Source organism: Agrococcus sp. TF02-05, from assembly GCF_017565345.1.
GTDB classification, from domain to species: Bacteria; Actinomycetota; Actinomycetes; order Actinomycetales; family Microbacteriaceae; genus Agrococcus; species Agrococcus pavilionensis.
This window is the reverse complement of record NZ_JAGEKO010000004.1, coordinates 340,119-351,784: the sequence shown is the minus strand read 5'-3', so window position 1 is coordinate 351,784 and position 11,666 is coordinate 340,119. Positions and strand designations below refer to the sequence as shown.

The window sequence follows — 11,666 nt, the reverse complement described above, 5'->3', positions numbered from 1 at the left end:
GTGCCGGTAGCCTCGCCCGCATGAGCGCCGGCACGATCGACGACGTGCGTCGCGCTCGCCGCGTGCTGTGCTTCGGTGCGACCGGCTCGGGCAAGTCGACGCTCGCGACCGCGCTCGCGGAGCGGCTCGGCCTGCCGGTCGTGCTCATGGACGACCTCTGCTGGGATCCCGGCTGGGTGCAGCCGCCGCGCGCGGAGCTCGACGCTCGCGTGCTCCCGGTGCTCGAGCGCGAGGCGTACGTCGCCGACACCGTCTACGGCATCCACAACGGCGCGGCGCTCGAGCGCGTCGACGTGATCGTCGGGCTCGACTACCCGCGGCTCGTGTCGCTCTCGCGGCTGCTGCGACGCACGCTCCGGCGCGTGCGGACGCGCGAGATCGTGTGCAACGGCAACGTCGAGACCGTCCGCGCCGTGCTCTCCCGCGACTCGATCCTCGTCTGGCACTTCCGCTCCTGGCGCTCGAAGCGCGCGCGGATGCGGGCCTGGCACGCCGACGCGACGAAGCCGCCCGTGCTGCTGCTCCGGGCGCCCGCCGACGCGGACGCGCTGCTCGACGCGCTCGGTCCCGGTGCGTGCGACGCGACGTCATCGGGAAACGCCGATCAGCGGTAGACACGCCGCTGTGAGTCTGCTTAGGATCGAAGGCTGTCTGCACCGACCGGGTGCTGCCGACGCCAGGAGGATGCCATGAGCACGACGACCACCGCGATCGCTGCCGCCCCGGCCCTCCGCGTCCGCCCCGCGCGCGTCGCCGCCTAGGAGCAGACGGGGCATCGCCCGCCGCGAGCCACGCTCGCCCTCGCGTCACGACCGCTGACGCCGCTCGACCCCAGCGACCATCGTCGCGCCCCACCATCGCAGGCCCACCCAGCCTGCGACCGCGAAGGATCCCCTCATGTCCTCGACGTCTCCGGACCAGACCGAGACCAAGCCCGTCGGCCACCTGCGAGCGCTCTCGCGGCTCGTGCCGTTCCTCCGGCCCGTGCTGCCCCGCTTGCTGTGGGGCACGTTCGCCGCGCTGCTCTCGGCGCTGCTGAGCCTCGCGACCCCGATCGCGATGCGCGCGCTCGTCGACGGCCCGCTCGCCGCCGCCGACGCCGCCGCGGTCTGGCCGGTCGGCCTCGCGATCCTCGCGCTCGGCCTCGGCGAGGCGTTCTTCGTCTACATGCGCCGACTGCTCGTGACGCTGCCCTCGACCAAGGTCGAGGCATCGATGCGCCGCACGCTCTACGCGAAGCTGCAGGCGCTGCCGGTCGCGTTCCACGACCGCTGGCAATCGGGCCAGCTGCTCAGCCGCGCCGTGCAGGACCTCGGCATGATCCGCCGCTTCACCGCCTTCGGCGCGCCGCTGCTCGTCGTCAACTCGATCACGCTCGTGGTCGGCATCGGCGTGCTCTTCTACTGGAGCCCGCTGCTCGCCGGCGTCTTCGTCGTGCTCTCGGCGCCCATCGTGCTCGTCGCGCTGCGCTTCGAGCGCCGCTACTTCTCCATCTCGCGCTCGGCGCAGGACCAGGCGGGCGACCTCGCGACGACCGTCGAGCAGTCGATCCACGGCATCCGCGTGCTCAAGGCCTTCGGCCGCGGCCGCCACGCGCTCGAGGGCTTCACCGACCAGGCGAAGCGGCTGCGCGAGACCGAGATCGACAAGGCCCGCATGGACGGCAACCTGTGGATGTGGCTGACGATCGTGCCGTACGTCTCGTACGCGGTCTGCCTCTTCCTCGGCGTCTGGCTCGCGGCGAGCGGCCAGATCACGGTCGGCACGCTCTTCGCGTTCTTCGCCGTCGCGATGGTGCTCAACTGGCCCATCGAGTCGATCGGCTTCCTGTTCGCGTTCCTCATCGACGCGTCGAACGCATCCCGCCGCTTCCACGAGATCCTCGACAGCGAGAACACGATCGTCGACCCGGCCGAGCCGAAGACGATCCGCGAGCCGAAGGGCCGGCTCGTGTTCGAGGACGTGCACTTCCGCTACCAGGACGCGCAGCCGCACGAGCGCGACCTCGTCGACGGCGCCGACCTCGTGATCGAGCCGGGCGAGACGATGGCGCTCATCGGCGTCACCGGCTCGGGCAAGACGACGCTCACGGCGCTGCCGACCCGCCTCTACGACGTCACGGGCGGCCGGGTGCTGCTCGACGGCGTCGACGTGCGCGACCTGACCCTCGAGGAGCTCCGCACGCACATCGCGATGGCGTTCGAGGACGCGACGCTCTTCTCGGCGTCGGTGCGCGACAACGTGCTCATGGGCGCGCCGGATGCGTCGGAGGAGGCCCTCGACCGCGCGCTCGCGATCGCCCAGGCCGGCTTCGCGCGCAACCTGCCGGACGGGCTCGACACCGAGATCGGCGAGGAGGGCCTCTCCCTCTCCGGCGGCCAGCGGCAGCGCCTCGCGCTCGCGCGCGCGGTCGCCGCCGACCCCGCGGTGCTCGTGCTCGACGACCCGCTCTCGGCGCTCGACGTCGAGACGGAGGCGCAGGTCGAGGATGCGCTGCGGCACGTGCTCGAGCGCACGACCGCGCTCATCGTCGCCCACCGCCCGAGCACGGTGCAGCTCGCCGACCGCGTCGCGCTCATGCGCGACGGCCGGATCGTCGACGTCGGCACCCACTCCGAGCTGCTCGCGCGCAGCGAGCACTACCGCTACGTGATCTCGAGCCTCGAGGAGGCCGAGCGCGACCGCCAGTCGATCGCCGCCGTCACCGGCTCGATGGAGGTCATCGACCTCGACGAGCTCGACGCCGAGTCCGAGGAGGTGTCCCGATGACCGTCCAGGGCGTGCAGGGCGAGGACCGCACCGACTACACCAAGGCCGAGTCGAAGGCCATCCGCGCGCGCTCGCGGCGCCTGCTCGGCTCGCTGCTGAAGCCGCACGTCGGCCGCGTCGTCGTGACGCTGCTGTTCGTCGTCATCGCGGCCGCCGCGAACATCGCCGGGCCGCTGCTCATCGCCTACGGCATCGACGTCGGCCTGCCGGCGATCATGGAGCAGGGCGACTGGATGCCGCTGTGGGTCGCGACGCTCGTCTACATCGTCGCGGCGATCGCCGCGGGCGTGCTGATGTACCTCTACACCGTCGGCATCGCGCGCATCAGCCAGACGGTGCTCTACGAGCTGCGCCGGCGGCTGTTCGCGCACGCGCAGCGGCTGAGCCTCGAGTTCCACGAGTCCTACACGTCGGGCCGCATCATCGCGCGGCAGACGAGCGACCTCGAGTCGATCCGCGACCTGCTCGACCAGGGGCTCAACGAGCTGGTGCGCGGCGTGCTCATCATGGGCTTCACCGCGGGCGCCATGACGCTGCTCGACCCGCTCTCGGGCGCGATCATCGGCATCGCGCTCATCCCCGCGATCATCCTCACCCGCTGGTTCCAGGTGCGCTCGACGGTGCTCTTCCGCGAGACCCGCACGACGAGCGCGCGCATGATCGTGCACTTCGTCGAGACCATGACGGGCATCCGCGCCGTGAAGGCGTTCCGCAAGGAGGCCGCGAACCAGCGCGAGTTCGACGAGCGCGTCGACGACTACCGCGACGCGAACTACCGCACGATCAACATCTTCGGCATCTACGAGCCGGGGATCATGATGATCGGCGCGGTCACGATCGCGACGCTCGTGATCGTCGGCGGCCTCCGGGTCGTCGAGGGCTCGATGCAGATCGGGGCGCTGCTCGGCGTCGCCCTCTACGCGCGCAACTTCTTCCAGCCCATCCAGGGCATCGGCATGTTCTTCAACGGCTACCAGTCGGCCTCGGCGGCGCTCGAGAAGATCTCGGGCGTGCTCGAGGAGGAGCCGACGGTGAAGGAGCCGGTGCAGCCGAAGGCGCTGCCGGCCTCGCGCGGGCAGATCGACTTCGACGCGGTGCGCTTCGCGTACGGCAACGGCAAGGTCGTGCTGCCCGACTTCGACCTGCACATCCCCTCGGGCCAGACGATCGCGCTCGTCGGCACGACCGGGGCGGGCAAGTCGACGCTCGCGAAGCTCGTCTCGCGCTTCTACGACCCGACCGAGGGCGCGGTGAAGCTCGACGGCGTCGACCTGCGCGAGCTCGCGAACGACGACCTGCGGCGCGCGGTCGTGATGGTGACGCAGGAGGCGTACCTCTTCTCGGGCACCGTCGCCGACAACATCGCGCTCGGCAAGCCCGGCGCGAGCGACGAGGAGATCGAGGCGGCCGCGCGCGCGGTCGGCGCCCACGGCTTCATCGAGGCGCTGCCCGACGGCTACGCGACCGACGTCAACAAGCGCGGCGGCCGCGTGAGCGCGGGCCAGCGGCAGCTGCTCTCGTTCGCGCGCGCGTTCCTCGCCGACCCGCGCGTGCTCATCCTCGACGAGGCGACCGCGTCGCTCGACATCCCCTCGGAGCGGCTCGTGCAGGAGGGCCTCACGACCCTGCTCGCCGACCGCACGGCGATCATCATCGCCCACCGGCTCTCGACCGTCGCGATCGCCGACCGGGTGCTCGTGATGGAGCACGGCCAGATCATCGAGGACGGCTCGCCCGCCGAGCTCATCGAGCAGGGCGGGAAGTTCGCGTCGCTGCACCGGGCGTGGCGGGAGTCGCTCGTCTAGCCGCCTCCCCGGCGGCGCTCTGCAGCGGGTGCGGATCCGCCGCCGGGGTGGCGGTATGCCGCCACCCGACAGGCGGTAGCCCACCCGCTGAGAGGGTCGGCTGGCTACGGGCGGGCGGAGCGGTCGAGCGCGACCGCTTGCCACGGGTCGAGCTCGAGCGCGGCGACGCCGCCAGCGACCTCGACGACGGATGCGCAATCGGGCACGACGACGTCGCAGTAGTCGCCGTCGGGCAGGCCGACGGGCACCTCGACCGAGGCCGGCGAGTCGTCGAGCTGCACCGCGAACGCGGCCGTCTCGCCGCGGAGCGAGACGAAGACCGAGTCGATCGACGACTGCTCGGTCACCGGTGCGTCGACGACGCGCGAGCGCCACGAGACGAGCTCGAGCGTGCCGGGCCAGCGGTGCTGGCACACCCAGTCGCCGTCCTGCCAGCCGCCCTCGGGGTCTGGCCGCGCATCCGCCGCGCACGACGCATCCGCCACCGAGCCGTCGGCCTCGAGCACCGGACCCGCGTCGCGGTCGGTGAACGCGTAGCCGGAGTAGAGCGTCGGCGGGCCGTAGTCGCTCGCGAGCATGACGGCGGTCGCCGCGGCGAACGCGCCGCCGTCGCGGTAGGAGAGCGTCTGGCTGTTGCGCTCGGTGTCGTGGTTCGCGACGAAGGTGCGCTGGCCCTCCTCGAGCAGGCCGTAACCGGCGGGGGAGAGGTCGGCGAGCGCGCGCGCCTGCCCGCCGCGCACGAAGGCGCCGACGCGCTCGGCCCAGCCGAACTCCCACACGGTCGAGAAGCCGGTGTACTGCTCGGGCAGCACCGGCTCGCCCGCGCCGCGGATGACCTCGCTGATGACGGGCGTGCCCTCGGGCAGCGCGCCGACGATCGCGGCGACGTCGTCGGGGTCGATGTGCTTGGCGGCGTCGACGCGGAAGCCCGTCACCCCGAGCGAGAGCAGGTCCTCGAGGTAGCCGACGATCGTCGCCCGCACCGATTCCGACTCGGTCGCGAGGTCGGCGAGGTTCTCGAGCTCGCAGTGCTGGATGACGAAGGGCTCGCGGTAGGCGTCGATGTCGTCATCGGGCGTGCGGTTGCAGTCGTGGAAGTCGGCGCGGCCGTAGAGGCCCGGGTACTCGTAGTGCTCGAACGCGGTGCCCGCCCAGCCCGAGCCCGACTCGACGCCCGCCATGTGGTTGATCACCGCATCCGCGTAGACGTCGACGCCCGCCTCACCGCACGCGGCGGTCATCGCGGCGAACTCGTCGCGCGTGCCGAGCCGCGACTCGACGGCGTACGAGACGGGCTGGTAGCTCCACCACCACTCGGTGCCATCCGGGCCGGCAGGGCCGGCGGTGCCGTCCGCGTCGGGCAGAGCGGCCGTCGCGCCGTCGACGTGCTCCTGCGGCGGCGAGGTCAGCACCCACGCGACGCCCGCGTCGCCGAGCGCGGGGCACTCGGCGGCGATCGCGTCCCACGTCCACTGGAACATCGCGACGCCCGCGTCGCGGCGCTCGGGCGGGGCGGATGCGCAGCCCGCGACCGCGAGCACGGCCGCGGTCGCGACGAGGGCGGCCAGGCGTCGCACGCGGTGCTCGCGGGGCTAGAGCGTCTTGCGGCCGATGGCCTCGCCGTACTCGTTCTCGCCGATGACCTCGAAGCCGACCGCCTGGAAGAACTTGCCGGGGCCGAGGTCGCCCTCCTCCCACACCGCGAAGAGGTGCTCGAAGCCGAGCCGCTTGGCCTCCTCGGCGACCTGCTCGACGGTGTAGCTGCCGACGCCGCGGCGCTGCGCGTCGCCCGCGACGTACATGCGCAGGATGCTCGAGCGGTACTCCTCGCGGTCGACCTCGGGGTCGAAGTTCGCCATCACGAACGCGACGGGCTCGTCGCCGTCGAAGACGACGCGCTGCCACGCGCTCTGGGTGTTGACGAACTCCTCGAGCCGCGCGTTCGCGGCGAGGAAGGCCTCCTGGCCGCGCTTGAGCGTCATGCCGTTGGCAGCGACGATGTTGGCGGCGTTGAGCTCTTCGAGGCGCAGTGTCGTCATGGGCACACCGTACCAGCGCGATGCCGGGGGCCGAATGGGCGTTGGATGAACGCTCGGAGCCGGCTGGACGCGCTCAGCCGATGGGCGTGATGCGGATGCGTTCGGCGAGCTCGGCGGGATCGGCGATCGAGCCGGCCTGGGCGTCGAGCACCGCGGCCGCCGACCACGCGGTCGCGCGGGCGAGCTGCTCCTCGAGCGTCGCGCCCTCGCCGAGCGCCTCGGCGAGCGCCGCGACCGCGGCGTCGCCCGCGCCGGTCGGGTTGCCGTCGAGCACGCGGTCGAGCACGGCGTGCCACGCGCGGCCGTCGGGGAGCACCGCGAGCATCCCCTCGATGTCGAGCGACGCGAAGACGGTGCCGGTGCCGAGCGCCGCGAGGCGGCGGGCCGCGTCGAGCGGGTCGGTGCCGCCCATCGCGTCGAAGAGCTCGTGCCGGTTGGGCTTGACGGCTGTCGCGCCCGAGGCCATCGCGTGCCGCAGCTGCTCGCCGCCGACGTCGACGATCACGGGGCGGCCGGCGGCGAGCGCGATGTCGACGACGGAGGCGCAGAAGCGGTCTGGCGTCAGCGGCGGGAGCGAGCCCGACGAGACGACGACGCGCGCGGCGGGCGCCTCCGCGCGCACGATCTCGAGCATGCGCGCCCAGTCGCGGTGGTCGATCGGCTCGCCCGTCTCGTTGAGGTTCGTGGTGCCGGCGGGCGTGACGATCGCGGTCGTGCGGCGCGTGGGCGCCGCGACCTCGACGAGCCGGTGCGGGATCCCGGAGCGGTCGAGGTCGTGCACGAACAGCGACTGCACGGGGCCGCCGACCGGGGCGACGACGATCGCGCGGCCGTGCTGCTGGTGCAGCACGCGCGCGACGTTGACGCCCTTGCCGCCCGCGCGGGCGAGGCCGGTCGGCACGCGGTGGCTCGAGCCGGGCCGCAGGTCGTCGATCGTGTAGGTGATGTCGATCGCGGGGTTCGTCGTGACGCACAGCACGTGGGCGCCGCTCGGGCGGCCGGTGTCGGCGGTCGGTGCGAGGGTCTCGGATGCGTCGTCGGGGCGGGGAGCGTCGGTCGCCATCCAACCTCCTCGTCGCGATCGCAGGGCTCAGCGGACTCGGATCGATCTTGGCACGGCGCGCGGTCGCCGACACGCCGGAGGCGGTTGACCGGTTCGAACACACGTTCGAGAATGGGAGGATGAGGATGGCGTCCACGAGGCTCGAGCGCCGCTCGGGCGAGGAGCGCACCGCGACGATCGAAGCGCTCCGCGAGCGGCTGCGCGGCATGCAGCAGGCCGTGCCCGCGGCCGCGCCGACGGTCGACGAGTCGGCGCCCGCCGGGCTCGACGAGGTCGTCCGCACCCTCCGCCCCGGTGCCGCCCACAGCATCCAGTCGCGCAGCCTCGCGCTCGCGTGCCTCGGCGCGGCGCTGCCCGCCGGCGCGTGGGGCGCGATCGTCGGCATGCCAGACCTCGGCATCGAGGCGGCCCGCGATCTCGGCGTGCCGATCGACCGCATCGCGCTCGTGCCGCAGCCGGGGCGCGCGTGGCTCGACGCGGTCGCGAGCCTCGCCGAGGCGATGCCGGTCGTGCTCGCCGCCTCGCCCGCGCGCGTGACGCCCACCGAGGCCGCTCGGCTCGCGGCGCGGCTGCGGCAGGCCTCCTCGACGCTGCTCGTCGTCGGCGAGTGGCCGAACGCGGCGACCGTCGTGCGGAGCGTGCGCGCCGAGTGGCAGGGCCTCGCCGACGGCGACGGGCGCATCGCCGCGGGCAGCCTGCTCGTCGAGGCCGCCGCGGGCGGCGCGCCCCGGAGGGCGCGCATCCCGATCGCCGGCCCACCGGCGGTCGAGCTCGAGGAGGAGCAGTCGCTGCGCCTGCCCGCGGCGTGATCCCTCGCCTGGGAAAGCACTGAGAAATCCTTGCCGTTCGCGCAGGCATTCCGTACGGTGGCGGGCAGACCCGAAGGTCACGACTTCGAAGGGGCAGCCATGGCGGCGAGCAGAGCAGGGGCACGGCCCCGCGTGCTGTGCCTGGCCCTCGCCGCCGGTGCCGCATCGCTCGGCGCAGTCGGCCTCTCCGTGCTGCTGGGCGGCTCGACCGCCCACGCCGTCGACGACGACCGCGGCGCCACGACCGGCCTGCTCGGCGACGTCGGCGACCTCGTCGGCGGCGCCGTCGGGCTCGTCACCGAGCCGGTCGACGCGCTCGTCGGCGGGCTCGCGCCCGTGACCGATCCGGTCGAGGCGCTCGTCGTTCCCGTCGTCGCACCCGTCGCTCCGGTCGTGGGCACCGTCGTCGACCTCCCCGGCGAGGTCGTCGGCGCCGCGAGCCCCGTCGTCGCGCCCGTCACCGGTGTCCTCCAGCCCGTGCTCGAGCCGCTCGCGCCCGTCACGCAGCCCGTCGAGCGACTCGTCGAGAGCGTGCGCGGCGAGGTGCTCGCGCCCGTCGTCGGCGCGGTCGACGAGACGGTGGCCGAGCTCCCCGTCGTCGACGAGCTGCTCGGCGAGCGCCCCGTCGCGGGCATCGTCGACCCCGTCGTCGAGGCGATCGACGAGACCGTCGTCGACGTCGTCGTGCCGACTCCGTCGCCCGAGCCCGGCACGTCGCCCGAGCCCGGCACGTCGCCCGAACCCGGCACCGCGCCCGCCCCCGGCGCGAGCCCCGCTCCCGTCCCGACCCCGGCGCCCGGCGCCGGCCCCACCCCCGCGCCGGGCGCCGGCCCCGCGGTCGGCGAGCAGCCCGGCGAGATCGTCGCCGAGGCACCCGCGCTCGGCGGCGCGCTCGAGGGTGCCGACGCATCCGCCCCCGCGCCGCTCGGCGAGCGCGCACCCTTGACCCTCGAGCGCCTCGTCGCCGATGCGCTCGCCTCCGTGCCGGCGCCGGCCGCCGCGCTCGTCGAGGCCGTGCCCGCCGCGCCGCTCGCGGCCGAGCCGGCCGCGCCCCCGGCGCCCATCGGCGCCGAGCCGTCGGCCGTCGTGGCCGGCGGAGCGAGCGGCGCCAGCGCCGCCGGCGCCAGCCAGCCGCTCGCCGTCACCGACAGCCACCGCCTGCCGCAGCTCGCCGAGGGCGGGCTCCGCGCGGCCGCGGACGACCGCATCCCCGACGCCCCGGTGGAGGAGCACACCGCAAGCCCTGATTGAGCGATCCGAGGCCGCGCCCTGCGCGCGGCACGCAGCCGTCCCGGAGCGGGCCGGCAGATCACTCGATCAGAAGGGCAAGACAACTATGCGCAAGCTCGCATGGCGAGCGCTGGCAACCACAGCGCTCGCGGGCGGCCTCTGGGCCGCAGGCACTGGCATCGCCAGTGCGGTGGATGCCGACGCGACGATCAGCGTCGGCTCGCAAGACCTCGTGGTGGCGACGGCATCCGTGCCGATCGACCTGGCCGGGATCGAGGTCGACGCCATCGCGGACGTCGACCTGCTGGGCGACGACGGGCTCGTGTCGGCCGACGCCGACGTGACCGCCGTCGTCGGCGGACTCCTCGACTCGACCGTCGACGCGGTCGTGGAGGTCGGCGGGGTCGCTGACGGGCTGCTCGGCGGCGCCGAGGCGGTCGTCGACGCGGACGCGGTCGTCGATCTCGGCGACACGGCTGCCGAGGCGGTGGCCGACGCGGATGCCGTGGTCGACCTCGGCGATGCGACCGCCGACGTGGTGGCTGACGCGGACGCCGTCGTCGACCTCGCTGACGGCGTGCAGGACGGCGGCCTGGCGGCGGATGCCGATGTGGACGCGGTCGTCGACCTCGGCGGCATCGTCGGCGAGGTGCTCGGCGATGCGGTGCCCGAGGGCGCCGATGTCGTCGTCGACGCGGATGTCGTCGCGGATGTCGGTGAGCTCGTCGGCGTCGATGCGGATGCGTGCGTCGTCGTCTCGCTCGACGGCACGTCGCCGACGTGCGACGCGCCGGCTCCCTCGCCGGCGCCGAGCGTCGGCGAGGAGGCCGATCGGCCGCACCAGCCGACGCTGATCGACGCGGATGCGTGCGCCGACGTGGCGGTGCTGGGCTCGAAGCCGGCCTCGTGCGGCCTGGCCCCCGCGCCCGGTGCCGGTCCCGGTGTCGCGCAGCCGACGGAGCCGACGCTCATCGACGCCGATCTCTGCGCCGATGTCGCGGTGCTCGGCTCGAGCTCGGGCTCGTGCGCTCCGGCGGCGACGCCGGGCGCTGGCGAGGGCGAGGGCGAGCAGGCGGGTTCGCCGTCGCTCATCGACGCGGATGTGTGCCTCGACCTGGGCGTGCTGAGCGCGACGACGGGTTCGTGCGCGCCGGCTGCGACGCCGGGTGCGGGCGAGGAGGGTGCGCAGCCCGGTTCGCCGTCGCTGATCGACGCGGACGTCTGCCTGGACCTCGGCCTGCTGGGCTCGGCCTCGGGTTCCTGCGCTCCGGCGGCGACGCCGGGTGCCGGTGAGGGCTCGGATCGCCCGGAGCAGCCGTCGCTCATCGACGCGGACGTGTGCCTCGGCCTCGGTCTGCTCGGTGCGGCCCCTGCCGGCTGCGCGACGGGCGGCTCGGACTCTGACGGCACGTCGAACCCGCCGCTCATCGATGCCGACGTGTGCGTCGCCCTCTCGCTGCTCGGGGTGGTGTCGCCCGGCTGCACCGAGGCGACCCCGGCGCAGCCCGGTGAGCCCGGTGAGCCCGGTGAGCCCGGTCAGCCTGGTCAGCCCGGCGAGCCTGGCGAGCCCGGTGAGCCCGGTGAGCCCGGTGAGCCCGGTCAGCCTGGTCAGCCCGGTCAGCCTGGTCAGCCCGGTCAGCCTGGTCAGCCTGGTCAGCCCGGGGAGCCCGGTCAGGCCGGCGAGCCCGCTCCGATCGACAAGGGCGAGGTCCCGGGCGATGAGCCGGCGGACGACGCCAAGACGGATCGTGCCCTGCCGGTGGTGACGGATGCGACCGCGGCCGTCTCGACCGCGATGCTGCCTCGCACGGGCGGCAGCGCTGGCGAGCTGCTGCTCCCGGCGCTCGCGCTGCTGGCGGCCGGTGCGCTCCTGCTGCTGCGCCGCCGCTCGAGCACGGTGGGCTGAATCGAGCAGGGGTGCGGGGCGCGCGAGTCGCGTCCCGCGCCCCTG

9 protein-coding genes are annotated in these 11,666 nt (G+C 74.1%); 6 read left to right on the top strand and 3 right to left on the bottom strand.

What is annotated here, in order from left to right; translation table 11 throughout:
* The first annotated feature begins 20 nt into the window (after positions 1-20).
* The 3 genes from JQT67_RS05540 to JQT67_RS05530 all read left to right on the top strand — a co-directional run bounded on the left by JQT67_RS05540 (position 21) and on the right by JQT67_RS05530 (position 4,574).
* Positions 21-614, top strand: coding sequence for an adenylate kinase (locus JQT67_RS05540; protein ID WP_208063852.1), 594 nt, complete (start codon positions 21-23; stop codon positions 612-614).
* 283 nt (positions 615-897) lie between these two features.
* Positions 898-2,769 (top strand): ABC transporter ATP-binding protein, encoded by a 1,872-nt coding sequence (locus JQT67_RS05535; protein WP_208063851.1) that lies wholly within the window; start codon positions 898-900, stop codon positions 2,767-2,769.
* Positions 2,766-4,574 carry an ABC transporter ATP-binding protein gene (locus JQT67_RS05530; protein WP_208063850.1) on the top strand — a complete coding sequence of 603 codons (1,809 nt, stop codon included), beginning with the start codon at positions 2,766-2,768 and terminating at the stop codon, positions 4,572-4,574. The genes JQT67_RS05535 and JQT67_RS05530 overlap by 4 nt, the downstream gene beginning before the upstream one ends.
* 104 nt (positions 4,575-4,678) lie before the next feature.
* Here JQT67_RS05530 and JQT67_RS05525 read toward each other — a convergent pair whose 3' ends face one another.
* The 3 genes from JQT67_RS05525 to JQT67_RS05515 form a co-directional block, all read right to left on the bottom strand.
* Positions 4,679-6,151, bottom strand: coding sequence for an alpha-amylase family glycosyl hydrolase (locus tag JQT67_RS05525; RefSeq protein ID WP_208063849.1), 1,473 nt, complete (start codon positions 6,149-6,151; stop codon positions 4,679-4,681).
* 15 nt (positions 6,152-6,166) lie between these two features.
* Positions 6,167-6,613 carry a GNAT family N-acetyltransferase gene (locus JQT67_RS05520; RefSeq protein WP_021010787.1) on the bottom strand — a complete coding sequence of 149 codons (447 nt, stop codon included), beginning with the start codon at positions 6,611-6,613 and terminating at the stop codon, positions 6,167-6,169.
* Between the two features lie 73 nt (positions 6,614-6,686).
* The gene (locus JQT67_RS05515; RefSeq protein WP_208063848.1) at positions 6,687-7,676 is read right to left on the bottom strand and encodes a 1-phosphofructokinase family hexose kinase; all 990 of its coding nucleotides are present in this window, start codon (positions 7,674-7,676) and stop codon (positions 6,687-6,689) included.
* Between the two features lie 125 nt (positions 7,677-7,801).
* Here JQT67_RS05515 and JQT67_RS05510 point away from each other — a divergent pair, with 125 nt between their 5' ends.
* From JQT67_RS05510 to JQT67_RS05500, 3 genes are all read left to right on the top strand, one after another.
* Positions 7,802-8,485 carry a hypothetical protein gene (locus JQT67_RS05510; protein WP_208063847.1) on the top strand — a complete coding sequence of 228 codons (684 nt, stop codon included), beginning with the start codon at positions 7,802-7,804 and terminating at the stop codon, positions 8,483-8,485.
* 99 nt (positions 8,486-8,584) lie between these two features.
* Complete coding sequence (locus JQT67_RS05505) at positions 8,585-9,736, top strand: hypothetical protein (protein ID WP_208063846.1); 1,152 nt, start codon at positions 8,585-8,587, stop codon at positions 9,734-9,736.
* Between the two features lie 169 nt (positions 9,737-9,905).
* Positions 9,906-11,621: a hypothetical protein gene (locus JQT67_RS05500; protein ID WP_208063845.1), complete on the top strand. Its 1,716-nt coding sequence runs from the start codon at positions 9,906-9,908 to the stop codon at positions 11,619-11,621.
* Positions 11,622-11,666 lie beyond the last annotated feature (45 nt).